Source organism: Bradyrhizobium sp. LCT2, from assembly GCF_009931255.1.
GTDB lineage: Bacteria > Pseudomonadota > Alphaproteobacteria > Rhizobiales > Xanthobacteraceae > Bradyrhizobium > Bradyrhizobium diazoefficiens.
This window is the reverse complement of sequence record NZ_CP034432.1, coordinates 3,897,653-3,923,230: the sequence shown is the minus strand read 5'-3', so window position 1 is coordinate 3,923,230 and position 25,578 is coordinate 3,897,653. Positions and strand designations below refer to the sequence as shown.

General features: G+C 64.4%; 26 protein-coding genes. 9 read left to right on the top strand and 17 right to left on the bottom strand.

Translation table 11 applies throughout. From position 1 onward, the window contains the following. The 4 genes from EI171_RS18810 to grxD form a co-directional block, all read right to left on the bottom strand. Entirely contained in the window at window positions 1–1,263 is a 1,263-nt protein-coding gene (locus EI171_RS18810) for a serine hydrolase (RefSeq protein ID WP_161534369.1), read from the bottom strand. Between the two features lies 1 nt (window position 1,264). After that, window positions 1,265–2,551 carry a serine hydrolase gene (locus EI171_RS18805; RefSeq protein WP_161534368.1) on the bottom strand — a complete coding sequence of 429 codons (1,287 nt, stop codon included), beginning with the start codon at window positions 2,549–2,551 and terminating at the stop codon, window positions 1,265–1,267. A gap of 67 nt (window positions 2,552–2,618) precedes the next feature. Continuing rightward, window positions 2,619–3,149 carry an O-acetyl-ADP-ribose deacetylase gene (locus EI171_RS18800; RefSeq protein WP_161534367.1) on the bottom strand — a complete coding sequence of 177 codons (531 nt, stop codon included), beginning with the start codon at window positions 3,147–3,149 and terminating at the stop codon, window positions 2,619–2,621. A gap of 3 nt (window positions 3,150–3,152) precedes the next feature. Next, window positions 3,153–3,479: a Grx4 family monothiol glutaredoxin gene (gene grxD, locus EI171_RS18795; protein ID WP_027548651.1), complete on the bottom strand. Its 327-nt coding sequence runs from the start codon at window positions 3,477–3,479 to the stop codon at window positions 3,153–3,155. A gap of 239 nt (window positions 3,480–3,718) precedes the next feature. On the opposite strand from grxD, the gene egtB reads away from it, so the two are divergent. Next, complete coding sequence (gene egtB / locus EI171_RS18790) at window positions 3,719–5,017, top strand: ergothioneine biosynthesis protein EgtB (protein WP_161537036.1); 1,299 nt, start codon at window positions 3,719–3,721, stop codon at window positions 5,015–5,017. A gap of 50 nt (window positions 5,018–5,067) precedes the next feature. Beyond that, entirely contained in the window at window positions 5,068–6,039 is a 972-nt protein-coding gene (gene egtD / locus EI171_RS18785; RefSeq protein WP_161534366.1) for an L-histidine N(alpha)-methyltransferase, read from the top strand. 261 nt (window positions 6,040–6,300) lie between these two features. On the opposite strand, the gene EI171_RS18780 is transcribed toward egtD, so the two are convergent. Further along, entirely contained in the window at window positions 6,301–7,494 is a 1,194-nt protein-coding gene (locus tag EI171_RS18780; RefSeq protein WP_161534365.1) for a low temperature requirement protein A, read from the bottom strand. A gap of 23 nt (window positions 7,495–7,517) precedes the next feature. Further along, on the bottom strand, window positions 7,518–7,754 hold the full coding sequence (locus EI171_RS18775) for a BolA family protein (protein ID WP_011088461.1): 237 nt from the start codon (window positions 7,752–7,754) through the stop codon (window positions 7,518–7,520). A gap of 195 nt (window positions 7,755–7,949) precedes the next feature. Here EI171_RS18775 and EI171_RS18770 point away from each other — a divergent pair, with 195 nt between their 5' ends. Then, the gene (locus EI171_RS18770) at window positions 7,950–8,309 is read left to right on the top strand and encodes a DUF427 domain-containing protein (protein WP_028173372.1); all 360 of its coding nucleotides are present in this window, start codon (window positions 7,950–7,952) and stop codon (window positions 8,307–8,309) included. Between the two features lie 96 nt (window positions 8,310–8,405). Here EI171_RS18770 and EI171_RS18765 read toward each other — a convergent pair whose 3' ends face one another. Then, on the bottom strand, window positions 8,406–8,579 hold the full coding sequence (locus tag EI171_RS18765) for a DUF1328 domain-containing protein (RefSeq protein ID WP_007612121.1): 174 nt from the start codon (window positions 8,577–8,579) through the stop codon (window positions 8,406–8,408). 176 nt (window positions 8,580–8,755) lie between these two features. On the opposite strand from EI171_RS18765, the gene EI171_RS18760 reads away from it, so the two are divergent. Further along, window positions 8,756–9,946 (top strand): acyltransferase, encoded by a 1,191-nt coding sequence (locus EI171_RS18760; protein WP_060908144.1) that lies wholly within the window; start codon window positions 8,756–8,758, stop codon window positions 9,944–9,946. Window positions 9,947–10,066: 120 nt separating this feature from the next. On the opposite strand, the gene purL is transcribed toward EI171_RS18760, so the two are convergent. Then, complete coding sequence (gene purL / locus EI171_RS18755; RefSeq protein ID WP_161534364.1) at window positions 10,067–12,277, bottom strand: phosphoribosylformylglycinamidine synthase subunit PurL; 2,211 nt, start codon at window positions 12,275–12,277, stop codon at window positions 10,067–10,069. 183 nt (window positions 12,278–12,460) lie between these two features. On the opposite strand from purL, the gene EI171_RS18750 reads away from it, so the two are divergent. Together EI171_RS18750 and EI171_RS18745 are read left to right on the top strand one after the other, a co-directional pair. Then, window positions 12,461–12,940, top strand: a complete 480-nt coding sequence (locus EI171_RS18750; RefSeq protein ID WP_060908146.1) for a PaaI family thioesterase — start codon at window positions 12,461–12,463, stop codon at window positions 12,938–12,940. Window positions 12,941–13,015: 75 nt separating this feature from the next. Then, window positions 13,016–13,981, top strand: coding sequence for a DMT family transporter (locus tag EI171_RS18745; protein WP_161534363.1), 966 nt, complete (start codon window positions 13,016–13,018; stop codon window positions 13,979–13,981). A gap of 9 nt (window positions 13,982–13,990) precedes the next feature. Here the strand turns inward: EI171_RS18745 and EI171_RS18740 are convergent, their stop codons facing one another. Further along, window positions 13,991–14,965 (bottom strand): tripartite tricarboxylate transporter substrate binding protein BugD, encoded by a 975-nt coding sequence (locus tag EI171_RS18740; RefSeq protein ID WP_028173367.1) that lies wholly within the window; start codon window positions 14,963–14,965, stop codon window positions 13,991–13,993. Then, complete coding sequence (purQ, locus tag EI171_RS18735) at window positions 14,962–15,663, bottom strand: phosphoribosylformylglycinamidine synthase subunit PurQ (protein ID WP_028173366.1); 702 nt, start codon at window positions 15,661–15,663, stop codon at window positions 14,962–14,964. The genes EI171_RS18740 and purQ overlap by 4 nt, the downstream gene beginning before the upstream one ends. A gap of 167 nt (window positions 15,664–15,830) precedes the next feature. Between purQ and EI171_RS18730 the strand changes: the two genes are divergently transcribed. Beyond that, the gene (locus tag EI171_RS18730) at window positions 15,831–16,847 is read left to right on the top strand and encodes a magnesium and cobalt transport protein CorA (RefSeq protein WP_028173365.1); all 1,017 of its coding nucleotides are present in this window, start codon (window positions 15,831–15,833) and stop codon (window positions 16,845–16,847) included. A gap of 151 nt (window positions 16,848–16,998) precedes the next feature. Here EI171_RS18730 and purS read toward each other — a convergent pair whose 3' ends face one another. Both purS and purC read right to left on the bottom strand, forming a co-directional pair. After that, a complete protein-coding gene (purS, locus tag EI171_RS18725) occupies window positions 16,999–17,238 on the bottom strand; it encodes a phosphoribosylformylglycinamidine synthase subunit PurS (protein ID WP_014494125.1) in 240 nt (79 codons plus the stop codon). A 13-nt stretch (window positions 17,239–17,251) separates the two neighbouring features. Then, window positions 17,252–18,019 (bottom strand): phosphoribosylaminoimidazolesuccinocarboxamide synthase, encoded by a 768-nt coding sequence (gene purC, locus EI171_RS18720; protein ID WP_008974302.1) that lies wholly within the window; start codon window positions 18,017–18,019, stop codon window positions 17,252–17,254. Between the two features lie 309 nt (window positions 18,020–18,328). Here purC and EI171_RS18715 point away from each other — a divergent pair, with 309 nt between their 5' ends. Beyond that, window positions 18,329–18,652: a DUF1476 domain-containing protein gene (locus tag EI171_RS18715; RefSeq protein WP_060908152.1), complete on the top strand. Its 324-nt coding sequence runs from the start codon at window positions 18,329–18,331 to the stop codon at window positions 18,650–18,652. A gap of 116 nt (window positions 18,653–18,768) precedes the next feature. On the opposite strand, the gene cynS is transcribed toward EI171_RS18715, so the two are convergent. From cynS to EI171_RS18695, 4 genes are all read right to left on the bottom strand, one after another. After that, window positions 18,769–19,257 (bottom strand): cyanase, encoded by a 489-nt coding sequence (gene cynS / locus EI171_RS18710; RefSeq protein ID WP_011088475.1) that lies wholly within the window; start codon window positions 19,255–19,257, stop codon window positions 18,769–18,771. A gap of 15 nt (window positions 19,258–19,272) precedes the next feature. Next, the gene (locus EI171_RS18705; protein ID WP_011088476.1) at window positions 19,273–20,196 is read right to left on the bottom strand and encodes an ABC transporter ATP-binding protein; all 924 of its coding nucleotides are present in this window, start codon (window positions 20,194–20,196) and stop codon (window positions 19,273–19,275) included. Between the two features lie 6 nt (window positions 20,197–20,202). Next, window positions 20,203–21,042 carry a nitrate ABC transporter permease gene (ntrB, locus tag EI171_RS18700; protein WP_097532156.1) on the bottom strand — a complete coding sequence of 280 codons (840 nt, stop codon included), beginning with the start codon at window positions 21,040–21,042 and terminating at the stop codon, window positions 20,203–20,205. A gap of 163 nt (window positions 21,043–21,205) precedes the next feature. Continuing rightward, window positions 21,206–22,585, bottom strand: a complete 1,380-nt coding sequence (locus EI171_RS18695) for a CmpA/NrtA family ABC transporter substrate-binding protein (protein WP_110116536.1) — start codon at window positions 22,583–22,585, stop codon at window positions 21,206–21,208. 159 nt (window positions 22,586–22,744) lie between these two features. Here EI171_RS18695 and EI171_RS18690 point away from each other — a divergent pair, with 159 nt between their 5' ends. Continuing rightward, a complete protein-coding gene (locus EI171_RS18690; protein WP_161534362.1) occupies window positions 22,745–24,673 on the top strand; it encodes a sigma 54-interacting transcriptional regulator in 1,929 nt (642 codons plus the stop codon). 6 nt (window positions 24,674–24,679) lie between these two features. On the opposite strand, the gene EI171_RS18685 is transcribed toward EI171_RS18690, so the two are convergent. Next, window positions 24,680–25,558: a sulfurtransferase gene (locus EI171_RS18685; RefSeq protein ID WP_161534361.1), complete on the bottom strand. Its 879-nt coding sequence runs from the start codon at window positions 25,556–25,558 to the stop codon at window positions 24,680–24,682. Window positions 25,559–25,578 lie beyond the last annotated feature (20 nt).

Below are 25,578 nucleotides of genomic sequence, written 5' to 3'. Positions count from 1 at the left end.
TCAGCGCCCCATCGCCTGATAGATCAGCGTCTTCAGCGCCAGCTGGATCCGGCCGCGCTGCGACGGGGTCTGCACCATGAATATCCCGAACAGATCGTCTTCGGGATCGATGAAGAAGAAGGTGCCGCCGACGCCGTCCCAGCGATATTCGCCGAGTGGCCATGACGTACCCGCCGGCACCGACGTGCGCACCGCAAAGCCGAGGCCGTAGCCGGAGGACGAGCCCGGATAATAGTTCTGGTCGCGCGCGATTCTGGTCTCCGGTCCGATATGGTCCGACGCCATCAGCGCAATGGTCTCGGGCTTGAGATAGCGCCGGCCGTCATAGGTGCCGCCATTCAGCAGCATCTGCGCGAAACGGGCGTAGTCGCCGACCGTCCCGACCATCCCGCCACCGCCCGACTCCCAGATCGCCGGCCGCCTGATATCGCGGACCTGCGTCGTCGGATTGATGTTGCGGTCCTCCGGCATCGGCTCGGCAATGCGGAGAAACTTGGCGGGATCGGCGACGAAGAATGCCGTCTCGGTCATGCCGAGCGGACCCAGCAGCCGCTCCCTCTCGAACTTGAGCAGCGTCTTTCCCGAGATCACCTCGACGACGCGTCCGAGCACGTCGGTGGAAAAGCCGTAATCCCACACCGTGCCCGGCTGCTCGACCAGCGGCAGCGTGGCGATCTTCGCGGCGAAGTCGGCATTGCTGAGATTGCGGTTGAAGAGCTTCGCCTCGGCATAGAGTTCGCGCACCGCGCCGCCGCCGTAATAGCCATAAGGCAGTCCGGAGGTGTGTCGCATCAGATCCTTGATCGTGACCGGATGTTCGAGCGGCTCCAGCGCCAGCCCGACCTTGCCGTCCTCGGCTTTCTTTTCGACGCCGACCTTCATGCCGGCAAAGGCCGGAATGTATTTTGAAACGGGATCGTCGAGCGCGAGCTTGCCCTCCTCGACCAGCATCATCGCCATCACGGAGGTGATCGGCTTCGACATCGAATAGAGGCGGAAGATCGTGTCCGCGCTCATCGAGATCTCGGTCGCGACGTCGCGGACGCCAAAATTCTCGTAATAGACCGGCTTGCCGTGCTGCTGGAGCAGCAGGATCGCGCCGGGTATCTTGCCGGTCGCGACCTCGTTGCGGATGTAGTCGGAGACTTTTGCCAAGCCTTCAGGCGAAAGGCTGTGCGCGGGGCGCCCCTCGTAGCCTGCTCTCGCGCCGACCACACCGACCAGAACGACGAGCGCCGCGATCAGCGCGCGGCGCCCGGTCATGTCACTTCTCCATGGCTTCATAAACCAACTGCTTCAGTGTCCGCTGCACGCGCTGGCGCTCGGTCGGGGTCTGCTCCAGCAGCACGAAGAACATGTCCTGCTTGGGGTCGACCACGAAATAGCAGCCCGAGGCGCCGTCCCACTTCAACTCCCCGAGATCGCCGGGCGGCGGCGGCTTGGCATTGCCGGGGTCGGTGCGGACCGCAAGGCCGAGGCCGAAGCCAAAACCGTCGCCGGGGAAGTAGAAATAGTCGCGGTCCACGCCGGAGCCCGGGCCGACCTGATCGGTCACCATCAGCTTGAACGTCTCGGGCTTGAGAATGGTCTTGCCGTCGAGGCTGCCGCCATTGAGCAGCATCTGCGCAAAGCGCTCGTAATCGGCCATGGTCGTCACCATGCCGCCGCTGGCGAACTGGATCTTCTTGACCACCGTCGGATCGTTGATGCGGCCGACCCGGAAATCGGCATCGTTCGGCACCGGCTGCGCCAGAAGCTTCTGCTTCTCGGGGGCCGTGACGAAGAAGCCGGTATCGACCATGCCGAGCGGATCGAGCAGTTTCTCCCGCATGATGTCTGTCAGCGGTTTGCCCGCCGCGATCTCCATCACCCGCCCCAGGATGTCGGTGGAATGGCCATATTGCCACAGCGCGCCCGGCTGGTTGTGCAGCGGCAGTTTCGCGATGCGCTCGGCGAATTCGGCGAGGTCGAAATCGCCGGCATAGATGTTGGCGTCGCGATAGGCCTTGCGGACCAGGCTGTCGCCATAGAAGCCATAGGTGATGCCGGAGGTATGGCGCATCAAATCGAGCACCGTGATCGGCCGCGTGGGCGGCACCAGTTCGAGCGACTTGGTGCCGTCGTCGGCCTTCTTCTCGACGCCGACCTTCACATTGGCGAAGGACGGGATGTATTTCGAGACAGGATCGTCGAGCTTGATCTTGCCGTCCTCGATCAGTCGCACCGCGACGACGGACGTGATCGCCTTGCTCATCGAGAACAGGCGGAAAATCGTCTTGTCGGTGATCGGCGCCTTGCTGACCACGTCCTGCACGCCGAAGGCTTCGTGATAGACCGGCTTGCCGTGCTGCTGGATCAGCACGGTTGCGCCGGCGATCTTGCCGGTCGCGACCTCGTTCTTGAAGAACTCGCCGACCTTGGCGAGCTTGTCCTGATTGAAATGCGCGCCGGCCGGAATCTCGTAGGTGCCTTCTGCCCGTGCGAACGACATCGCGCCAAGCGACATCAGCGCGCCGCAGGCGAGCGCACGCAGTCCAGACTGTGAAATCATATCCCCTCCCCGGAACATGGCTGGACGGAGTGTACTGACGGCGTCGTCAGGCACAAGGGCTGCTGTGTCATGCTAGCGCCTCGGCATGGAGCCTGGCGCTCGGCTCGGCGAAGCAGCAGAACACCACGCGCGCAACGGATGGCGCGGCAGGGAGCGCCTCGATCGTCGTGCGCACGGCGATCTCCGCCGCCCGGTCGGCGGGAAAGCGGAAAATGCCGGTCGAAATCGCGGGAAATGCCACCGAGGTCAGCTTGTGCTTCCCGCACAGCTCCATCGAACGGCGATAGCAGGAGGCGAGCAGACCGTCTTCGTCCAGCGTGCCGCCATTCCAAACCGGACCAACGGTATGGATCACGTGCGCGGCCTTGAGCCGATAGCCCATGGTGATCTTGGCGTTGCCCGTCTTGCAGCCGTGGAGCATCCGGCATTCGGCGACCAGATCGGGCCCGGCGGCCCGATGGATCGCCCCATCGACGCCGCCCCCGCCAAGGAGCGACGTGTTGGCGGCGTTGACGATGGCGTCAACGCTCAGTGTGGTGATGTCAGCGACAATGACCTCGAACTCCGCGCCACCAATCCGGCGCGTCAGCTGGGTCACGTATTAGGCCGCAACCGCGACGCCCTTCTCGGAGAGGAGCTGCTGCAATTCGCCGGCCTGGAACATCTCGCGGACAATGTCGCAGCCGCCGACGAATTCGCCCTTCACATAGAGCTGTGGAATGGTCGGCCAGTTCGAGAAGGTCTTGATGCCGTTGCGCAGTTCTGCGGATTCGAGGACGTTGAGGCCCTTATAGCCAACGCCGAGGTGGTCGAGGATCTGCACGACCTGGCCGGAGAAACCGCACTGCGGAAATTGCGGCGTGCCCTTCATGAACAGAACCACGTCGTTCGACTTCACTTCGTTGGCGATGAATTCCTCGATGCTCATATCCATGTCCTTCTGGGGCGGAGCCCTCAACAACCACTCCGGGCCGGCTCAGCCGATTTAACCCGATACCTTCCTATATATGTAGCCCAAACCGTTGTGCATCCAAAGTAAAATGGGGGGAAAAGGCCCTGGGCGAGCGGCCTGGGCAGGCCCGAAGCCATTGCATGATGACACGAATATCATCACCGGGGAGGACTTTCATACCGTAACGGAGCCCCTATCTAGGACGAACCTTGGTTTTGGAACCGGGCAACGCCAACAACGTTCTCTTGTCCTGTCTGGAGAAAAACGTGACGAAACAAGCTTCCGCTACGGCCCCCGCCCCGCTTTCGTCACCGTCCTCCGCCCCAGGCAAGCTCGCCCAGCGGCTTCAGGACGCCTTTCTCGCCGTCCGCAACGAGACCGAGCGCCGGGCCGCGCCGCTGTCGCCCGAGGACCAGCAGATCCAGTCCATGCCGGATGCGAGCCCCGCGAAATGGCACCGGGCCCACACCACCTGGTTCTGGGAGCAGTTTTTGCTCGGCGAGCATCGCCCGGGCTATCAGCCCTTCCACCCGGATTTCGCCTTCCTGTTCAATTCCTATTACGTCAGCGCCGGCCCCCGTCATGCCCGGAATCACCGCGGAGACATCACCCGGCCCGGTGCCAGCGAGGTCGGCGCCTATCGCAGATACGTTGATGCGGCGGTCGTCAAATTCTTCCGCGAGGCCGGTGAGGACAAGCTCCGTGCCATCGCGCCACTGGTCGAGGTCGGGCTCAATCACGAGCAGCAGCATCAGGAATTGATGTTCACCGACATCCTGCACGCCTTTGCGCAGAATCCGGTCTATCCGGCCTACGATCCGGACTGGCGCTTTCCATCCGCGACGCGCACCGGCGATGACTGGTTGATCCTCAACGAAGGCATCCACACCGTCGGCCATGTCGACGACAGTTTTCATTTCGACAATGAGAAGCCGGCGCATCGCGCCCTCGTCGGCCCGGTCAAGATCGCACGCAATCTCGTCACCAATGGCGAATGGCTCGCCTTCATGCGCGACGGTGGCTACGCGAACGCAACGCTGTGGCTGATGGACGGCTTTGCTGTGGTCAGCAAGGAAGACTGGCAGGCGCCGGGCCATTGGCGCGAGGTCGATGGCGCCTGGCAGGTGATGACGCTCGCCGGCCTCAAGCCGGTCGATCCCGACGCGCCGGTCTGCCACGTCAGCTACTACGAGGCCGACGCGTTCGCTCGCTGGGCCGGAAAACATCTGCCGACCGAGATGGAGTGGGAGGTCGCTGCGCGCGCCGGCCAACTCAACGATGCCTTCGGCATCGTCTGGCAGTGGACACGGTCGTCCTACTCGCCCTACCCCGGCTACCGCGCCATCGAAGGCGCGCTCGGCGAATACAACGGCAAGTTCATGGTCAACCAGCTGGTGCTGCGCGGCTCCTCGCTTGCAACCCCGGAGGGGCATAGCCGTATTACTTATCGCAACTTCTTCTATCCGCACCACCGCTGGCAATTCACGGGACTGCGGCTCGCCGATTACAACTAGTTCTCATCCGACGATCAATGCGCGCCGGACAGCGCGTTCAGGAGAGTATCATGAATGTGCACGCCAGCGCTTTGGCCGAAGCCCATCTTCCCGACGAGCAGACCACCGCTTTCGCCCGCGAGGCCATCGAGGACCTCTCGCAGCAGCCGAAAAAGCTGTCGCCGAAATACTTCTACGACGCGACCGGCTCGGAGCTGTTCGAGGCGATCACGCGTCTGCCGGAATATTATCCGACGCGCACCGAGCTATCGATCCTGAAGGAGCGCGGCAGCGAGATCGCAAAGATCATTCCGGAGCATGCGGCGCTGGTCGAGTTCGGCGCCGGCGCGACCACGAAGGTCCGCCTGCTGCTGAACCACTGCCAATTCGCCGCCTATGTCCCCGTGGATATCTCCGGCGACTTCCTGAAGGAGCAGGCGAACGGCCTGAAGCGGGACTTCCCCTCGCTCGGCATCTATCCGGTGGCGGCCGACTTCACCACGCCGTTCGAGCTGCCAAAGGCGGTCGCATCGATGCCCAAGGTCGGCTTCTTCCCGGGCTCGACCATCGGCAATTTCGAGCCGCATGAGGCGCAGGCTTTTCTGAAGAGCGCGCGCCAGATCCTGGGCAAGGGCGCGCAGATGATCATCGGCGCCGACCTCGAGAAGGACGAGCGCGTGCTCCACGACGCCTACAACGATGCGGCCGGCGTCACCGCGCGCTTCAACCTCAATGTGCTGGTGCGGATCAACCGCGAGCTCGGCGGCAATTTCGACCTCTCCGCCTTCACCCATCGCGCCATCTACAATCGCGAGCGGCACCGCATCGAGATGCACCTGATCAGCAAGAAGAACCAGACCGTGCGCCTGCTCGGCACCAGCTTCTCGTTCCGCCCCGGTGAGAGCATCCACACCGAAAACAGCTACAAATACAGCCTCGAGCGCTTCGCCGCGCTGGCCCACGGCGCCGGCTGGCGGGTGCGCGAGAGCTGGACGGATGCGGCGAAGATGTTCTCGGTGCATGCGCTGCAGGTTGCGGAGTAAACGCTCTCACCGCTTCCCCCAGACGGCCGGCCTGAGGGCCTATTGCAATATAAGCGGTTTCCCTGCGGCGCATCCTTCGAGACGCCCGCCTTCGGGCGGGCTCCTCAGGATGAGGACGGAGTGCGCGGCAGCAGTTTCGAGGAGCACCGAGGCCGATTAGCCTCATCCTGAGGAGATCGCGGAGCGGTCGTCTCGAAGGACGAGGCGCGCGCTCGGACCGCTCCGCGAGGCCACGTACGACGCCCTCCGGCCTGCCGTGCTTCAGTGCTCCTCGGCCTCTTCGGGCTTCGATCCTAGCGACACCGATTCCCACACCGCGACCACAATCATGATCACCGTGGTCGCGACCGACAGCCACAGCGGCGAGAGCTCCGCCGCGAACCACCACAGCGCCGCGAGCAGGATGATGCCGATGCCGTGCGAGAGCTGGAGGAAGCCGCGGATCGCGTGCTTGAACAGGATGGTGCCGACCAGGAACACCAGCGGGCCGCCGATCGTGCTCACGATGGTGCGGACGTCGGAATGGCCGGTCGGATGCTTCAGCACCAGTTCGTCCGACACCGCGGTCAGGATGATGCCGGCGACGATCGGCATGTGCAGATAGGTGTAGGCGAGCCGCGCCAGCCGGCCGGATTCTGCGGATTTCGAGATGCGCTCGGAGCCGGCCTCGGCGCCCTTGTGGAAATAGATCCACCACATCGCGATGGCGCCGGTGAGCGCCGAGACGAAGGCCAGGATGTTGTCCGCGGTCCACTCCAACTCAGCAAAGGTCGCGCCGTTGACGACGACGGCCTCGCCGAGCGCGATGATGATGAAGCCGGCGCAGCGCTCGGCCATGTGGCCGCCCTCGACGGCCCAGGCTTCGACCGAGGAGAACCCCAGCTTCGGCACCCAGAATCGCACGGCGGGCGAGACGTATTCGATCGCCAGTGCCACGATCCAGAACCACAGCCTCTCCTCCCCGTGCGCGAGGCCGCCGAGAATCCAGAAGATCGCGGAGCCGGAGAGCCAGACCAGGATGCGGATCGCGTTGTGCCGCACTTCCGTGCGGTGGCGCGGGGTTGCGAACAGCCAGAACGCGGTGCGTCCGACCTGCATGGTTGCGTAGGCGATCGCGAACCAGAGACCACGGCCATCGAAGGCGGTCGGGATCGTCGTCGACAGCACGAGGCCGCCCAGCATCATCAGGAAGATCAGGATTCGGACCGGCGTCAGATCGGGATTGAGCCAGTTGGTGACCCAGGCGGTGTAGACCCACACCCACCACACCGCCAGGAACAGCAGCGTGACCTCGACCGCGCCGAGCGGCGTGAAATGGTGCAGCAGCGTGTGCGACACCTGCGTGACAGCAAAGACGAAGACGAGATCGAAGAACAGCTCGGCATTGGTGACGCGGCTGGGCTGGTTCGGCAGGATGACGCGAAACATCGCGCCGCGCGGATTGTCCGCAGCCATCATCGGTCCCCGCTGCGATCAGGTCAGGTGCCGGGTACCCCGGTTTGCAGCGCCAGCGCATGCAGCACGCCGCCCATCTGGCCGCGCAGGGACTGATAGACGATCTGGTGCTGCTGGACGCGGGACTTGCCGCGGAAGGATTCCGAGATCACGGTCGCGGCATAGTGGTCGCCATCGCCGGCGAGGTCACGGATCGTCACCTCGGCATCGGGGATCGCTGCCTTGATCATCGCCTCGATATCGTGGGCGTCCATGGGCATTCGGGTCTTGCTCCTTATCTCGGCTGAGATCAGCCTCGTCGTCGAATCGCTGCCGGGGTCCCCGGACCGGCAGGGCCAAACTTAGCGTGAACGGCCTTCTACGTCACGCACTCAGGCACTATATCCCTGATCCCATCAGGATAAAGGCACGACAAAGTGCCGCGCGCGGCAGATTGATCGAAAAGGCGTGAAATCATGAAGCTTCCAGGGCCCGACCACCCCATCACCATCACCCCAAACCCGAAGCGCGTCCGCGTCACGGCGGGCGACATCGTGATCGCCGAGACCAGCAAGGCGCTGACGCTGAAGGAGGCCAAATATCCGGCGGTGCAATATGTACCGCGACAGGATGCCAACATGACGCTGCTGGAGCGCACCGACCGTGTCACCCATTGCCCCTACAAGGGCGACGCGAGCTATTACAGCATCAAGGCCGACGGCAAGACGCTCGACAACGCGATCTGGACCTATGAAACGCCCTTCCCCGCGATGACGGAGATTTCCGGCCACCTCGCCTTCTATCCGGACAAGGTGAAGATCGAGGAAGTGGGGTAGTCTGGAGGCGGCGTCATTCCGGGGCGCGTCGCAGACGCGAACCCGGAATCTCGAGATTCCGGGTTCGGTCCTGCGGACCGCCCCGGAATGACATAGCTACGCCCTGAAGATCGTGAGCCCCAATATCAGCAGCACCAGGAAGATCACGACGAAGACGTAGAACAGGAAGCGGGCGATGTCGGCGGAGGCGGCCGAGATGCCGGTGAAGCCGAGCACGCCAGCCACGATCGAGACCAAGAGAAAGATCAGCGCCCATTTCAGGATCGTCATCGCCAACTCCGACTTGGGTGCCGCACCGCGGCCCTCCAATGCGCGGATGCTAACTTCGCTGCACGGAACTGGTTCCTAACGGCACAGCAGGGTCAAGGCGCAGCACAGACTGCCCTTGCTGAATCGGGTTCCCGGCGGCACAGTCTGGCCGGGACAGGAGCAAGACCGGGGCGGCCATGATGACGATGTCACATTCAGCGACGATCGGTGCAGAGGCTCACGCCGCGCCGAAGAGCAAGACGCGCAATGTGTCGCTCGATCGCGCCCGCACCTTCCTGACACTGGTGGTGCTGCTGCATCACGCGGTGATCCCCTATACTTATTTCGGTCATACCGATCCGAAGTACTTCTTCGGCTTCGACATGATCGTGCTCGCCACCGACAGTTTCTTCATGGCGATGTTCTTCTTCCTGTCGGGACTGTTCGCCTGGTCTGGTATCGCCCGGAAGGGAGCGCGGAGCTATTTGGCAGATCGCCTGCTTCGGCTGGGCTTACCCTTCGCGATCTGCGCCCTTACGGTCATTCCGCTCGCCTATTACGCGATCTCCCTGCGGCACCATCCCGAGATCGGCTTTTCGGAGTTCTGGTGGAATATGGTCACGAAGGGCCCGTGGCCGAGCGGGCCGATCTGGTTCCTTTGGGTCTTGTTCGCCTTCGACCTGGTTGCCTGCCTGTTGCACCGGCTGTCGCCCAATCTGCTCGATCCGATCAATCGCCTCTCGCTATATGGTCGCCGTCGGCCCGCCGTGTTCTTCGCGGTTATGCTTGCCGTCACCGCGGCGTTCTACATTCCCGGGCGGGTTCACTTCGGAGCAGGCAGTTGGTTCGAGTTCGGGCCGTTCTCGGTCCAGCACGGGCGCGTGATGCTCTACGCGACCTATTTCTTTTTCGGTGCCGGCATCGGCGTTGCGCAAATGGATCGCGGGCTGCTCGCTGCAGACGGCCGGATGGCGAGGGTCAGCTGGGACTGGATGGTACTGGCGATCGTTCCCTATTGCCTCTTGTGGGTGCTGATCTTCATCAAGCGCGAAATCCTGGGCAACCCGTCGCCGTTGCCGGACTGGTATGAAGCGCTCTATGCCATCTGCTTCACTGTCTTCAGCGTCGCCATCATGTTTCTGATCCTGGCCTTTTTCCAGAGGTTCAAGCAATCAGGCTCAGCCAAGCTGCTCGATCCAATGCAGAGCGACGCGTACGGCATGTTCCTGGTGCACTATCCGATCGCACTGTGGCTGCAATACTGGCTGTTCGACTATGACCTGCCGGCGATCGTCAAGGCCACGCTCGGGTTTGTACTGACAGTCGCGGCGAGCTGGGCGCTGACGCGAGCATTGCGGCAGATCCCGGGCGCGACGAAGGTGCTTTGAGGAAACGGCACCGGCCTCCTATCGTCATTCCGAGCGCAGCGAAGCAATCCATCTCACCGCAGGCAGCAGTGTGGATTGCTTCGTCGCTTCGCTCCTCGCAATGACGGGGAGATGGCGTCGCTACGCCGCCTTCCCGCCCATATACTCCGGCAGCCAGCGCTCGAACGAGGTGCGCAGCGTATCGATCATTACCGGCGCTTCGCCGGCGATCGCGATCGCATCGCCCCCGGTGGTGCCGATCCGCACGCAGGGCACCTCGCAGCCGCGCATCTTGGCGAGCACGCGGCCGGCCTCCGTTTCCGGCACGGTGACGAGATAGCGCGCCTGGTCCTCGCCGAACCAATAGGCCTGCGACACGAGCGCCGTCGGTGCCGCCAGCAGCTTTGCGCCGATGCCGCTCGCCATCGCCATCTCGGCGAGCGCGATCAGGAGGCCGCCGTCCGAGAGGTCGTGCACGGCGGTCGCGGTGCCCGCATGGATCATGCCGCGCACGCAGTCGCCGTTGCGCTTCTCGGCAGCGAGGTCGACCGGCGGCGGCGCGCCCTCCTCGCGACCGCAGATGTCGCGCAGGTACACCGACTGGCCGAGCCAGCCATGGGTCTCGCCGATCAAGAGGATCGCCTCGCCCTCGGCCTTGAAGGCGAGCGAAGCGGACTTGGTGAAATCGTCGAGCAGACCGACGCCGCCGATCGAGGGCGTCGGCAGGATCGCGCGGCCGTTGGTCTCGTTGTAGAGCGAGACGTTGCCGGAGACGACCGGGAAGTCCAGCGTGCGGCAGGCTTCCGAGATGCCCTTCAGGCAGCCGACGAACTGGCCCATGATCTCGGGCCGTTCAGGATTGCCGAAATTGAGATTGTCGGTGATCGCGAGCGGCTTGCCGCCGACCGCGGTGATGTTGCGCCAGGCCTCCGCCACCGCCTGCTTGCCGCCCTCGAACGGATCGGCCTCGCAATAGCGCGGCGTGACGTCGACGGTCAGCGCCAGGCCCTTCGGGCCGTCCTGCACGCGCACCACGGCGGCATCGCCGCCGGGGCGCTGCATGGTGTTGCCGAGGATGACGTGGTCGTACTGCTCCCAGACCCAGCGCTTAGAGCACATGTCGGGCGTGCCGATCAGCTTCTCCAGCGCGCTACCTACGCCCATCGGTGCCGTCACCTCGCGCGCGTGCACGACCGGCAGCGCGGCGGAGGGGACATGCGGCCGGTCATAGAGCGGCGCCTCGTCGCCGAGCTCCTTGATCGGCAGGTCGGCCATGACGTCGCCGCCATGCTTGACCACGAAACGCTTGCTCGGCGTGGTGTAGCCGACCACGGCGAAGTCGAGGCCCCATTTCTTGAAGATGGCCTCGGCTTCCTTCTCCTTCTCGGGCTTGAGCACCATGAGCATGCGCTCCTGGCTCTCCGAGAGCATCATCTCGTAGGCGCTCATGCCGGCCTCGCGGGTCGGCACCGCGTCGAGATCGAGATCGACGCCGAGGTCGCCCTTGGCGCCCATCTCGACAGCCGAACAGGTCAGGCCCGCCGCGCCCATGTCCTGGATCGCGATGACGCAGCCCTTCTCCATGATCTCGAGGCACGCCTCGAGCAAAAGCTTCTCGGCGAAGGGATCGCCGACCTGCACGGTGGGGCGCTTCTCCTCGGACTTGTCGTCAAACTCGGCCGAGGCCATCGAGGCGCCGTGGATGCCGTCGCGGCCGGTCTTGGAGCCCAGATAGACGATCGGCATGTTCACGCCGGAGGCGGCCGCATAGAAGATCTTGTCGGCATCGGCGAGGCCCACGGCCATCGCGTTGACGAGGATGTTGCCGTCATAACGGGTGTGGAAACGGACCTGGCCGCCGACCGTCGGCACGCCGAAGGAATTGCCGTAGCCGCCGACGCCGGCGACGACGCCGGAGACGAGGTGCCGGGTCTTGGCATGCTCGGGCGCGCCGAAGCTCAGCGCATTGAGGCAGGCGATCGGCCGTGCGCCCATCGTGAAGACGTCGCGCAAAATGCCGCCGACGCCGGTGGTTGCGCCCTGGTAGGGCTCGATGTAGCTCGGGTGGTTGTGGCTCTCCATCTTGAAGACCACGGCCTGGCCGTCGCCGATGTCGATCACGCCGGCATTCTCGCCGGGGCCCTGGATCACCCAGGGCGCCTTGGTCGGCAGGCCGCGGAGATGGATGCGCGAGGATTTGTACGAGCAGTGCTCGTTCCACATCGCCGAGAAGATGCCGAGCTCGGTGAAGGTAGGCTCCCGCCCGATCAGCTTCAGGATGCGCTCGTACTCGTCGGGCTTGAGCCCGTGGGCGGCAACCAGTTCGGGGGTGATCTTGGGTTCGTTCTTCATGGATTCGGGGCTTTCGACGGCGTTTTGCCGTTCTTAGGAAGATCGGGGCCTCGCGAAAAGCCCTTTATGGCGCATTTTCCCACTGTCCCACGTTTTGCGGCCGAGGGGTGCGGGAACGGGAATTGCACGGCGCGGACGGATCGGATTTAAGGGCTGAAGACCCGCAATTGAAGGCCCATTTCCTTGCACGAATTGACCAAAATGGCTGCCCCGCCCCGCCCCGAGCTGCATGTCGCGACCGAGGGTGAGTTCAAGGGCTGGCAGACCTGGATCAGGGACAGCTTTGAGAACCATATCGGCCCCTTCTGGCACCGCCTGGAAGCGGACGGCAGCGTCCGCTGCGCCTTCCGGGTCGAAAAGAAGCACCTGAACGGCTCCGGCAACGTCCATGGCGGCTGCTTCATGGCCTTCGCCGACTACTGCCTGTTCGCGATCGGCCGGAACGCGCTGAACGGCCGCGGCGTGACGGTCAATTTCGCCTGCGAGTTCCTGGATGCCGGGCATGAGGGCGAGCTGATCGAGTGCACCGGCGAGGTCACCCGCGCCGGTGGTTCGCTGATCTTCCTGCGCGGGCAGATGGCCTCCGGCGAGCGCCTGCTGTTCACCTTTTCCGGGACGATCAAGCGGGCCAAGCGGAAGTCGCTCCCTCAGCCAAACGCATAGCTCGACGCCTTCCCTTTTGGCGCCCCCTCGCCCAGACTTGCGAGAAGCGCGGTCGCGCCGGGGAGCAAGAACAAGGTGCCGCAGAGCACATCGGGGGCGGGTCGCACGACGGCGTCCGCATCAACGCCGCTGTCGTCCATGGCCGCCACCGGCGCACGCAGCTGGCGCGACTATGCGCTGCTGTTCGCGCTCGCCTGCTGCTGGAGCTCCACTTATCCGCTGGCCAAGCTCGCGCTGGACACCATTCCGCCCATCACCTTCATCTCGGCGCGTTCGCTGATCGCGGCCGCCTTCCTGTTCGCGATCCTGTGGATACGAGGCGTCAGGATCCCGACCGATGCGAAGGCCTGGAAGCTGTTCGCAACCCAGCAGCTGATCAACTCGACCTTCCCGTTCCTGGTCATCACCTGGTCGCAGCAATATGTGCCGGCGTCCAACACGGTGGTGCTGGCCTCGACTACGCCGATCTTCGCCTTCCTGATCACCTCGCTGATCACGCGGCACGAGCCGGCCACGCTGTTGAAGCTCGCGGGCGCGATCCTCGGCCTCGCCGGCACCGTCGCCATCGTCGGCCTCGATGCGCTCGGCGGCTTCGGCCGCGAGATCGTCGCGGAGATCGCGATCCTGCTCGCCACCATCTCCTTTGCCTGCGCGACGATCTTCGGCCTCCGGCTATCCGACTACGACCCGATGGTGGTGGCGGCCGGCTCGCTGCTGTTCGGCGGCCTCATCCTGCTCCCGCCCTCGCTGATCATCGACCAGCCCTGGACGCTGCACCCGACGTTTCAGGCGATCGTCGCCACCATCGTCATGGGCATCGTCTCCAGCGCGTTGGGGTTGATGCTGTTCTACGTCTGCCTCGGCCGGCTCGGCACGCTTACCACGAACGCGCAAGGCTATTTGCGCATCCCGATCGGCGTCGGCCTTTCCGTGCTGCTGCTCGGCGAAAGCGTGCCCTCGAACCTGGCGCTGGGCCTGCTGCTGGTCATGGCCGGCGTCGCCGCGATGACGGTGCCGGCGGAGCGGCTGAAGCTGCGCTAGCGCGAGGCGCTATTGCTTGGCGTCGTCCGCCAGCATCTTCCGGTATTTCTCGACGTCGCGCGTCACCAGTTGCTGAAGCAGCTCCGGCGTATGCTCGTTGTCGTCGGGCGCGACGGTCGACAGGTCGGCAAAGCGCTTCTTCACCGCATCGGTCTCGACCGCGGTGCGCGCCGCCGCATTCAGCCTGGCGATAACGGCCGGCGGCGTGCCCTTGGGCGCGAACAGGCCGTTCCAGCCCTGCGCCTCGAACTCCGGCAGCCCGGCTTCAGACGACGTCGGCAGGTCCGGCAACGTCGCGAGCCGTACGGTCGAGCCGACCACGAGTCCCCTCACCAGCTTCTCGTTGATCGACTGCGAGACCGAGGCCGCCGCGTCGCAGACGCCGTCGATCTGGCTGCCGATCGCATCGGTCAGCGCAGGGGCTGCGCCGCGATAGCCGACCAGCGTCGCGTCGATCCCGGCGGCGGTGACGAAGCTCTTGCAGATCAAATAGTTCGAGGAGCCGACGCCGGCATGGCCGAGATTGATCTTGGCCGGATTGGCCCTGGCGTAGGCGATGAACTCCTTGAGGTCCTTCGCCGGAAAATCCTTGCGCACGGCGATGATGCCGAACGTCTTCGCCACCATCGCGATCGGCACGAAGGAGTCCGGCGTAAACGGCAGCTTCGGATAGATCGTGTAGGTCGCGGCATTGGTGCCGGCATTGCCGATCGCAATCGTGTAGCCGTCGGGCTCGGCGCGGGAGGCACGTGCCAGCGCGGTCGAACCGCCGGCACCCGCAACGTTCTCGATCACGATGGTCTGGCCGAGCGCAACGCTCATCTGCTCGGCGACGGTGCGCGCGATCACGTCCGAGGTGCCGCCGGCCGCGAACGGCACGATCATGGTGATCGGACGCTTGGGGAAATCCTGGGCGAACGCGGCCGTAGCGAACGCAGCGACGGCGGCAGCGACCGACAGCCGCTTCAACACGGGTGAAATCACGCGGCCTTTTCCAGATGCTGGGCGAGACCGGCGAACAGGCCGCGGCCGTCAGTGCAGCCCATGATGTCTTCGACGTGGTTTTCCGGATGCGGCATCATGCCGAGCACGTTGCCCTTGTCGTTGACGATGCCGGCGATCGAATGCGCCGCGCCGTTGATGTTGGCGGCCTCGTCGACCACGCCCTCGGCCGAGCAGTAGCGATAGAGCACCCGCCCCTCGCCTTCGATGCGCTTGATGGTCTCTTCGTCCGCCTCGTAATTGCCCTCGCCATGGGCGACGGGCACGCGGATCACCTGGCCGGCATTGTAGCCACGGGTGAACGGCGTGTCGGAACGCTCGACGCGCAGATGCACGTCGCGGCAGATGAATTTCAGCCGCGCATTGCGCATCAGCACGCCCGGCAAGAGGCCGGATTCACAGAGGATCTGAAAGCCGTTGCAGACGCCGAGCACGAGGCCGCCCTTCGCCGCATAATCGCGCACCGCGTCCATCACCGGCGCACGCGCGGCGATTGCGCCACAGCGCAGGTAATCGCCATAGGAGAACCCACCCGGCACGACCACGAGATCGGTGCCCGCAGGCAGCGACGTCTCGGCGTGCCAGACCATCGCGGGCTCGCTGCCCGAGATCAGCCTCAGCGCGCGCGCCATGTCACGCTCGCGGTTGATTCCGGGAAAGACGAGGATGGCGGCTTTCATGGCAGGGGTTCCGACGGTGACGGGAATCGGGCTGGCCAAAGGGCCAATTCGTGCAGAGACATAGCCATTTGACGGGGATTTTACCAGTGCTAGCCTCGCCGGACGGCCTTGTACACAGGCCATAGCCACGGCGCTTTTGCCTGACGATTTTGCCCGGGATTGCAGCCATGAACGTCCCGTCGCTGCCTGCATCCTCCTCCCAGCCGGTGTCCACTGAGGGCGTCGTCGCCGCGGGTGCCTATGTCGACGGCCGGCGCGTCGCCAACATCGCCATCAGCGAGGCCTCGAGCTGGCGGGCCAAGCCCGGCCACGTGGTCTGGATCGGGCTGCACGAGCCTGACACGGCCCTGCTCGGCGCCGTGCAGAAGCAGTTCGACCTGCACGATCTCGCGATCGAGGACGCCGCCCACGCCCACCAGCGGCCCAAGATCGAGCAATACGGCGAGGCCCTGTTCATCGTGGCGCGGACGGCGCAGCTGATCGAGGGCCGGATCGCCTTCGGCGAGACGCACATTTTCGTCGGCGAAGGCTATCTGGTCTCGGTGCGCCACGGCGCCTCGACCTCCTACACGCCGGTACGCGAGCGCTGCGAAAGCTGCCCGCGGGCGCTCGCGCGCGGCGAGGACTACATCCTCTACGCCATCCTCGACTTCATCGTCGACAACTACTCGCCGGTGCTCGAGAGCATCCACGATGAGGTCGAGGGCATCGAGGACGACGTGCTCTCCAAGCCGATCAGCAAGGCGCAGATCGAGCGGCTCTACATGCTGCGCCGCGACCTGCTGCGGCTCAGGAATGCGATCGGCCCGCTGGTGGAGGTCTGCCGCCGTCTGGAGCATGACGAGCTGGCGATGGTGCGCGCGACAATGCAACCGCTGTTCCGCGACGTCACCGACCACGTCAGGAACATCCAGGAGCGCATCGATTCCATGCGCGAGGTGCTGGCCTTCGCCTTCGAAGCGAGCCTGCTGGTGGGCCAGGCGCAGGAGACGGCGGTCTCCAAGAAGCTCGCCTCGTGGCTCGCGATCCTGGCCGTCCCGACCGCAGTCGCCGGCATCTACGGGATGAACTTCAAGTACATCCCGGAGCTACAGCTGGAATACGGCTACTTCATCGTGCTGGGATTAATGGCGCTCGCCTGCCTCGGGTTGTACTGGCGCTTCCGCCGCGTCGGGTGGCTGTGAGCGCGAACGTACACGACCAATGTAGCTCCTCATCCTGAGGAGCGCGCCCCCTGCGCGCGTCTCGAAGGATGGAGGCCGAGGTGCGAGAGCCGGGCCTGCATGGTTCGAGACGGCGCTTGCGCGCCCCCTCACCATGGGGTTTGCAACCGGGCTAAACGATCTCGACCCGATAGTTCTCGATCACGGTATTCGCCAGCAGCTTGTCGGCGGCTTCCTTCAGCGCCGCCTCCGCCTTTGCCTTGTCGGCGCCGGCGAGCTCGATGTCGAACACCTTGCCCTGGCGGACGCTGGCGACGCCGTCGACGCCGAGCGACTTCAGCGCGCCTTCGATGGCCTTGCCTTGCGGATCGAGGATGCCCGTTTTCAAGGTAACGGTGACACGTGCCTTCACGTCGAAAACCCCTTTAGCTCTTCACCAGCACCGGGCCGGAGCCCGCCGGACGCTCGTTCTCCATGAGGATGCCGAGGCGCTTTGCAACTTCGGTATAGGCCTCCAGCAGCCCGCCGAGATCCCGGCGGAAACGATCCTTGTCGAGCTTCTCGTTCGACTTGATGTCCCACAGGCGGCAGGAATCCGGCGAGATCTCGTCGGCGACGATGATCCGCATCATCTCGTTCTCGAACAGCCGCCCGCACTCCATCTTGAAGTCGACGAGGCGGATGCCGATGCCGAGGAAGAGGCCGGTGAGGAAGTCGTTGACGCGGATGGCGAGCGCCATGATGTCGTCGATCTCCTGGGGCGTCGCCCAGCCGAAGGCGGTGATGTGCTCTTCCGACACCATGGGGTCGTTGAGCTGGTCGTTCTTGTAGTAGAATTCGATAATCGAACGGGGCAGCTGCGTGCCCTCCTCGATGCCGAGGCGCTGCGACAGCGAGCCGGCGGCAACGTTCCGCACCACCACTTCCAGCGGCACGATCTCGACCTCGCGAATCAACTGCTCGCGCATGTTGAGGCGGCGGATGAAGTGGGTCGGCACCCCGATGTCGTTGAGGTGCTGAAACAGGTACTCCGAGATCCGGTTGTTGAGGACACCCTTGCCCTCGATCACCTGATGCTTTTTCGCATTGAACGCGGTGGCGTCATCCTTGAAGTGCTGGATCAGGGTACCGGGCTCCGGGCCTTCGTAAAGAACCTTTGCCTTGCCTTCATAAATGCGACGCCGACGGCTCATTGGGATGTACCGTGTTTTGTTGAAATCCATGAATTTGGTGTGCTCCGGTTGACTAGGATTACGACCCACAGCGGAGCTGCCGTGAACAGCCGGGAACCCGTAGAAACAGAACGGGAACCAAGCCTTTAGGCAACCTATCCGATTGGCTGTCCGAGCACAATCGATCCGGCCGTCCGGCACCAACTTATACCGTTTTGCCTGCGGCTTAACGGCTCGTTGTTTTGCCGATTCGTGCTCCTTATCTAGGCATGCGCCGGGGCTCTCGCAACGAGGGCCGCCGGGTCCAGTCAGCAGGGAATTGGAAAAGGCATGAGCGAGATCAACAAGCGCGAGGAAGGCTTTGAGAAGAAGTTTGCCCTCGACGAGGAGCAGAAGTTCAAGGCGGAGGCCCGCCGCAACCGGCTGCTCGGGCTGTGGGCCGCGGAAAAGCTCGGCATATCAGGGGAAGCCGCCACGGCCTACGCCAAGGAGGTGGTCGCGGCCGATTTCGAGGAAGCTGGCGACGCCGACGTCCTGCGCAAGCTCATGGCCGATTTCGCCACCAAGAGCGTCGTCGTCACCGAGCAGGCGATTCGCGCCAAGATGAGCGAGTTGCTCGCTGTGGCCGCGGCCGAGGTGAAAGCGGGGAAGTAGCGCCGCGCGCGTCCCACGCTCATAGTCATTCCGGGGCGGTCCGTGAGGACCGAACCCGGAATCTCGAGATTCCGGGTCCGATGCTTCGCATCGTCCCGGGATGACGGAGCGGGAGATCACCCCTCCTTGAAGCCGTACTCCGGCACGTTGCCGCTGGCGCCGTAATATTTGTACGGCAGGAACTTGCCGCTCATGGTGATCTTGACGCGGTCGCCCTTGGGGTTGGCGACGCGCTCGATCCCCATGTCGAAGTCGATCGCCGACATGATGCCGTCGCCGAATTCCTCCTCGATCAGCGCCTTCCAGGCCGGGCCGTTCACCATCACCATCTCGTAGAAGCGGTAGATCAAGGGATCGGTCGGCGGCATCGGCGTGCCAGTGCCGCGCATCGGCACCTCGTTGAGCATCGCGGTCTCGGCCTTCGACAGGCCGAACAGCTCGCCGGCGTTGGCGGCCTGGGGTTTCGTCAGTTTCATCTGGCCGAGGATCGCGCCGACGATCAGCACCTCCGCATAGCCGCCGATCTGCTCGCAAATGTATTTCCAGCTCCAGCCCTTCTCGCGCTTGATGTCGAGCAGCTTCTCGGTGAGGTCTTCGCGTTTCATGTCAGGATCTCCTTTTTAGGCAGTGAGTCCGGGACTGGTCCCGGGTGTCCAAGTCTGTCGTTGCTCTTCGCCGCCAGTTGCGACCGTCAGTCCGGGCTTGCCGATATGCACCACGGGCACGTTGCGCGGATCGTGATCGGGCTTCTCGGCCGCGAATGTCTTGCTGCGCGTCACCAGGAAATCGATGATGTGGTTGCGCAGCGCATAGTACAGAGGATGGCGATGCAGATCGGTGCGGCCGCGATCCTTCGGCAGCGGATTTTCAACGACCTCGGCCAGCACCGCGCCGGGCCCATTGGTCATCAGGAAGATCTTGTCGGCGAGATAGATCGCCTCGTCCACGTCGTGGGTGATCATGAACGCGGTCTGCCCGGTCTCCAGACAGATGCGCCGCACCTCGTCCTGAAGCGTGCCGCGCGTCAGCGCGTCCAGCGCCGAGAACGGCTCGTCCATCAGCATCATTTTCGGCGTGATCGAGAGCGCACGGGCAATACCGACGCGCTGCTTCATGCCGCCGGAGAGTTCCGAGGGACGCTTGTGCTCCGAACCCGTCAGGCCCACGAGATCGATGAAGGTTTGCGCATGCGCCTTGACCTTCGCCCGATCCCAGCTCCGCCATTTCGAGCTCACGGCATAGGCGACGTTGCCGAGCACGGTGCGCCAGGGCAGCAGCGCGTGGCTCTGGAAGATCACGGCGCGGTCGAGGCTGGTGCCCGAGATCGCCTGCCCGTCCACGATAACCGCACCCTCGCTCGGCGCATCGAGGCCGGCGAGAATGTTGAGCACGGTGGTCTTGCCGCAGCCGGAATGGCCGATCACGCAGCAGAACTCGCCCCGCGGCATCGACAGCCAGAGATTCTCGAACACGGTGGTCGTGGCACCGCCCGCACCCGGATAGCGTTTTGCGATGCCTTCGATGGAGATGAATTTGTCGGTCATCGGCCCCTACTCCGGAAACGTGACCATGCGCGTGAAGCGCGCGAGGATCTGGTCGAGCAGCATGCCGACAATCCCGATCAAGAGGATCGCGATGATGACGTTGGTGATCGAGAGGTTGTTCCACTCGTTCCAGACGAAATAGCCGATGCCGGTGCCGCCGACGAGCATTTCGGCCGCGACGATCACGAGCCAGGCGATGCCGATGGAAATGCGCATGCCGGTCAGGATCGTCGGCGCCGCTGCGGGGAGGATCACCGTGAAGGCGCGCCTGATGGTGCCGACCTCGAGCGTGCGCGCGACGTTGATCCATTCCTTGCGCACGCTGGCAACGCCAAACACGGTATTGAGCAGCATCGGCCAGATCGAGCAGATGAAGATCACGAAGATCGCCGAGATCGAGGAATCCTTGATGGTGTAGAGCGCCAGCGGCATCCAGGCGAGCGGCGAGATCGGCTTCAAGACCTGGATGAAGGGGTCGAGCGCCTTGCTCAGCAACGGCGACATGCCGATCAAAAAGCCGAGTGGAATGGCGACGAGCACGGCGAGCAGATAACCGGTGCCGACCCGCGCGATCGAATAGGCAAGCTGGATGCCGAGCCCCTTGTCGTTGGGCCCGTTGTCGTAGAACGGCCGCCTCACGTGCTCCCACAGCTTCGCGCCGACATCGAGCGGCCCAGGCATGGCGGATTTGCCCTGCGTCGCGGTCAGGCCCATCAGCTTGGCATATTCCGGACTCATCGTCGCGACCGGCGCAGTCGAGCGCGTGGCGAGATGCCAGATGCCGAGGAACGCGGCCAGCAGCACGATCGAGACGAGGCCAGCGCGGAGGCGGAGGTTGGTGCTCATCGCGCAAGACCTCTCCACGCGTCGTCCCGGCGAAGGCCGGGACCCATACCGCGGAATCTATCGATCGCGTCCGGTAGAAGTACCGAACGACTAGTCTTCGCCAAACTTCTCCCTGGGGTTATGGGTCCCGGCCTTCGCCGGGACGACGAGAGAGCGCCCCCCATCACGACGCCTTCCTGATCTTGAAGCTCGCGAGGTAATCCTCGGGCTTTGCCGGATCGAAAGTCTTGCCCATCACCGCGAACGACTTGTAGGCGGTTGCCGGCGGCGACAGGCCCATCTCGGTCATCAGCTTCTTGGTATCCGTCGCCAGATACACCTGCTCGGCCACCGCCTTGTAGTCGACGTCGCCCTTGATCTGGCCCCAGCGCTTCATCTGCGTCAGCATCCACACCGCAAACGACTGCCAGGGGAACGGATCGAAATCGACGCGCTTGGCGTCGGTCTTCACGCCGCCGAGGCCGTCGGCATAGGTGCCGGTCAGGACCTGCTCCAGCACCGTGACCGGCGCGTTGATGTAGTTGGCGGGCGCGATGGCCTCCGCGATCTGCTTGCGGTTCTCCGCCTTCGACGCGTAGGCGGTGGCATCGACGATGGCGCGCGTCAGCGCGGCAAAGCTGTTCGGCGCCGTGGCGATGAATTCGCGGCTGGCGGCAAAGCTGCAGCAGGGATGGCCGTCCCAGATCTCCTTCGAGAGCAGGTGCATGAAGCCGACGCCGTCATAGATCGCGCGCTGGCAAATGTTGTCGGGCGCGAGGAAGCCGTCGATGTTGTCGGCGCGGAGGTTCGCGACCATCTCCGGCGGCGGCACCGAGCGCAGCTGCACGTCGGTATCGGGGTCGAGCCCGTGCTCGGCGAGATAGTAGCGCAGCAGATAATTGTGCATGGAGTAATCGAAGGGGATCGCGAATTTCAGGCCCTTCCAGTCCTTCGGATCGCGCTTGTCCTTGTGCTTGGTCGCCAGCACGATGCCCTGCCCGTTGATGTTCTCGATCGCGGGGACAGCAAATGGAATCGCATTGGCGCCGAGCCCCAGCGAGATCGCGATCGGCATCGGCGCCAGCATGTGAGCGGCGTCGTATTCCTTGTTGATGGTCTTGTCGCGGATCACGGCCCAGCCGGCGGTCTTGACCACTTCGACGTTGAGGCCGTGCTTGGCATAGAAGCCCATCGGCGCCGCCATGATGATCGGCGTGGCGCAGGTGATCGGAATGAAGCCGACCTTGAGGTCCTTCTTCTCCGGCGTGCCGGCCTGCGCGAAGACCTCGGTCGCGGTCTGAAGCGGGAAGAACTGCGACAGCGCCGCCAGTGCCGTGGACGCACCGACCGATTTCAGGAAGGCGCGCCGCGCCACATCCTGCGGAAACATCGCGCGCATCACGGCGGAGGCGACGACGCCCTCGTAGCGCTTCTCCTCGCTCTCGATCTGCGCGCAGCGCATCGCCGTGGCCTGCTCGTGCTCCGCCGCGGATTGATGCTGGCCACAGGCACAGCCGGCTCGAAGGTTGCGATCGGGATCAAACGGATTGTCGAACGTGGACATCGGACCTCCTGCGCGTCATTGCAGGAGCAATTACGCAAGGAGCATGCCACCACCTTTCGGCCGTCCAGTGCCTTGATGACGCAGCACTTTTGGTCACGCTTTGCTGCTACGAGAATTCGTGATACACGATAATTCGTAGTTCAATTACGAGATTTCGTGATGGCAACGACGCCAATGCTCGTTTCCGATGATACCGCCGAGGCGATCGATCCGCGCGTCGCCGCGTTCGAGTCCTCGGTCGAGGCCACGCTGCTGGTCGACCCCTATGCCGACCAGATCATCGATGCCAATCCGGCCGCCTGCGCCCTGCTCGGCTACGATCGCGCGCTGCTGCGGCAGACCAGGGCGAGCACCCTGCACGCCGGCGAGCTTCCGGCCCTGACCGTGTTCACCCAGGCCGTGCTGCACAAGGGCGCCTACTGGACCACGGCGCTCACCCCTCGCCATGCCACCGGACAAAATCTCCGACTGGAATATGCCGGCTGCGTGCTGCCCCATGACGGCCGCACGCTGGTGCAGCTCACCCTGACCGATCTCGACGCGCGCCGGCGCCGCAATGTCGATGCCGCCGCCGAAGACCACATGCGCAGCGGCATCTCGACCTGGCAGCGGGTCGAGCGGGTGTTCCAGGACATCGAGCGCGAGAACCAGCTGATCCTGCGCGCCGCCGGCGAGGGCATCTATGGCGTGAACGCGGAAGGCAAGACCACCTTCGTCAATCCCGCGGCCGAACGCATGCTGGGCTGGACCGCCGAGGAGCTGGTCGGCAAGGAGATCCACCCCATCGTGCACCACACCCATCACGATGGCCGGCACTATCACAACCATGACTGTCCGATCTACGCGGCGTTCCGCGACGGCGCCGTGCATCAGGTCGACGGCGAGGTGTTTTGGCGCAAGGACGGCTCGCCGGCCTGGGTCGAATACACCTCCACCCCGATCCGCGACCGCGGCGTCGTGGTCGGCGCCGTCGTGGTGTTTCGCGACGTCAGCCAGCGCCGCGAGGCCGACGAGAAGCTGCACGCCGCGCTCACCGAGGTCGACCGCCTGCGTGAGCGGCTCGAGCTCGAGAACGCCTATCTCCAGGAAGAAATCCGCATCGAGACCAACCCGCGCGGCATCATCGGCCAGAGCGAGGCGATCCAGAAGACGCTGCGCCAGGTCAAGCTGGTGGCGCCGACCACCGCGGCGGTGATGATCACCGGCGAGTCCGGCACCGGCAAGGAGCTGATCGCCCGCGCCATCCACGAGGATTCCACCCGCAGCGACCGGCCGCTGATCCGCGTCAACTGCGCCGCGATCCCGCGCGAATTGTTCGAGAGCGAGTTCTTCGGCCATGTCCGCGGCGCCTTCACCGGCGCGACGCGCGACCGCATCGGCCGGTTCGAGCTCGCCGACGGCGGCACGCTGTTCCTCGACGAGGTCGGCGAGATCCCGCTCGAATTGCAAGGCAAGCTGCTGCGCGTGTTGCAGGAAGGCAATTTCGAGCGCGTCGGCCAGGAGCGCACCCGCGCGGTCGACGTCCGCGTCATCGCCGCGACCAACCGCGACCTCAAGCAGGGGGTCCAGCGCGGACGTTTTCGCGAGGACCTCTATTTCCGCCTCAACGTGTTTCCGATCGAGACGGTGCCCTTGCGCGAGCGGCGCGAGGACATTCCCCTGCTCGCCCAGCATTTTCTGACGCGCGAGGGCAAGGCGCTGAAATCGAATTTGCGCCTGTCGGAAGGCGATGCGCGGCGGCTCACGCGCTACGACTGGCCCGGCAATGTCCGCGAATTGCAGAACGTGATCGAGCGCGCCGCGATCCTGTCGCAGAACGGCCGCCTGCGCATCGACCTGCCTGATACCTCCGGCACGCCAGCTCCGGCCGGCACCGCGCGCCAGAAGGCCGATGCGCGTCCGGCGGTGATGACGTCAGCGGAGATGCGCGACCACGAGCGCGCCAATATTCTCGCCGCGCTCGAGGCCTGCGCGGGAAAGGTGTTCGGCCCCGGCGGCGCGGCGGAAATGCTGGATATCAAGCCGACCACGCTGGCCTCGCGGATCAAGGCGCTCGGGATCGCGCCCCGTCCGCGGGCCTTCGGTTAGCGACGCTCACGCCGCCTTGGTCGTCACCTCGGATGCGATCGGCAGCCCCTGCTCGATCGGCAGCGAGGGATCACGCGACCATTCGTTCCAGGAGCCGAAATACATCCGCACGTCCTTCACGCCGGCGTTCTTCAGCGCCAGAAACGTGTTCGAGGCCCGCGCCCCCTTGAAGCAGTAGAGATAGACCGGTGTGGACTGCGAGATGCCGACGGTGGCGCATTCCGCCAAGATCTCGTCCTTGGACTTGAAGCGCGGGCCTTCGGCAGTCGGCTTCATCATGCGGTACCATTCCAGCCACACCGCGCCGGGGATGCGGCCCTTGCGCGGGCAGAAATCCTTTCCATAAGGAGACGAGCTGTCGCCGATCCACTCGTCGACATCGCGCACGTCGAGGATGGCGATGCCGGGCTTGCCGACGGCGCCAAGCATCGTCTTCGCATCGATCAGGATCTCGCCCGCCTCAGGCACGATCGCGAACGACGCCTTCGCCGGCGTCGGCACGTCCTTCGTCATCGGGAAGCCCGCGGCCGACCACGCATCGAAGCCGCCATGCAGCACCTTCACCTTGGGATAGCCGAGCATGGTGAGCAGGTAATAGCCGCGGCAGGACTGGCCGAAGCCCGAGTTCATCGACTGCTCGTAGATCACGGCCGTCTCCTTGCCGGAGAGACCGGCGCCGCCGAACGCGTCGGCGAATTTTGTCTTCAGCTCCGCCATGCCCTCAGGCGTCGAGGTCGCGAGGAACGTGAAGATCTCGTGCACGTTCACGGCGCCCGGAAGGTGCCCGGCGGCATAGGCGTCGGGGTTGCGGGTGTCGATGACGACACACGGCTCAGTCTTCAAGAGATCGGCGAGTTCGACGGCAGTGATCAGGACGTCAGTCATGGCAGCCTCTCCGTTGAGGT

What these genes read in the sequence shown, in the direction of transcription:
- egtD (WP_161534366.1), top strand. Translation starts at nt 5,068, where the DNA reads ATGAATGTGCACGCCAGCGCTTTGGCCGAAGCCCATCTTCCCGACGAG.
- EI171_RS18685 (WP_161534361.1), bottom strand. Translation starts at nt 25,558, where the DNA reads ATGACTGACGTCCTGATCACTGCCGTCGAACTCGCCGATCTCTTGAAG.
- EI171_RS18705 (WP_011088476.1), bottom strand. Translation starts at nt 20,196, where the DNA reads ATGACCGACAAATTCATCTCCATCGAAGGCATCGCAAAACGCTATCCG.
- EI171_RS18690 (WP_161534362.1), top strand. Translation starts at nt 22,745, where the DNA reads ATGGCAACGACGCCAATGCTCGTTTCCGATGATACCGCCGAGGCGATC.
- EI171_RS18810 (WP_161534369.1), bottom strand. Translation starts at nt 1,263, where the DNA reads ATGACCGGGCGCCGCGCGCTGATCGCGGCGCTCGTCGTTCTGGTCGGT.
- EI171_RS18715 (WP_060908152.1), top strand. Translation starts at nt 18,329, where the DNA reads ATGAGCGAGATCAACAAGCGCGAGGAAGGCTTTGAGAAGAAGTTTGCC.
- EI171_RS18775 (WP_011088461.1), bottom strand. Translation starts at nt 7,754, where the DNA reads ATGCCCATGGACGCCCACGATATCGAGGCGATGATCAAGGCAGCGATC.
- EI171_RS18695 (WP_110116536.1), bottom strand. Translation starts at nt 22,585, where the DNA reads ATGTCCACGTTCGACAATCCGTTTGATCCCGATCGCAACCTTCGAGCC.
- EI171_RS18770 (WP_028173372.1), top strand. Translation starts at nt 7,950, where the DNA reads ATGAAGCTTCCAGGGCCCGACCACCCCATCACCATCACCCCAAACCCG.
- purQ (WP_028173366.1), bottom strand. Translation starts at nt 15,663, where the DNA reads ATGAAAGCCGCCATCCTCGTCTTTCCCGGAATCAACCGCGAGCGTGAC.
- EI171_RS18765 (WP_007612121.1), bottom strand. Translation starts at nt 8,579, where the DNA reads ATGACGATCCTGAAATGGGCGCTGATCTTTCTCTTGGTCTCGATCGTG.
- EI171_RS18805 (WP_161534368.1), bottom strand. Translation starts at nt 2,551, where the DNA reads ATGATTTCACAGTCTGGACTGCGTGCGCTCGCCTGCGGCGCGCTGATG.
- purC (WP_008974302.1), bottom strand. Translation starts at nt 18,019, where the DNA reads ATGAGCCGTCGGCGTCGCATTTATGAAGGCAAGGCAAAGGTTCTTTAC.
- cynS (WP_011088475.1), bottom strand. Translation starts at nt 19,257, where the DNA reads ATGAAACGCGAAGACCTCACCGAGAAGCTGCTCGACATCAAGCGCGAG.
- EI171_RS18730 (WP_028173365.1), top strand. Translation starts at nt 15,831, where the DNA reads ATGAACGTCCCGTCGCTGCCTGCATCCTCCTCCCAGCCGGTGTCCACT.
- grxD (WP_027548651.1), bottom strand. Translation starts at nt 3,479, where the DNA reads ATGAGCATCGAGGAATTCATCGCCAACGAAGTGAAGTCGAACGACGTG.
- EI171_RS18780 (WP_161534365.1), bottom strand. Translation starts at nt 7,494, where the DNA reads ATGGCTGCGGACAATCCGCGCGGCGCGATGTTTCGCGTCATCCTGCCG.
- ntrB (WP_097532156.1), bottom strand. Translation starts at nt 21,042, where the DNA reads ATGAGCACCAACCTCCGCCTCCGCGCTGGCCTCGTCTCGATCGTGCTG.
- purL (WP_161534364.1), bottom strand. Translation starts at nt 12,277, where the DNA reads ATGAAGAACGAACCCAAGATCACCCCCGAACTGGTTGCCGCCCACGGG.
- EI171_RS18760 (WP_060908144.1), top strand. Translation starts at nt 8,756, where the DNA reads ATGATGACGATGTCACATTCAGCGACGATCGGTGCAGAGGCTCACGCC.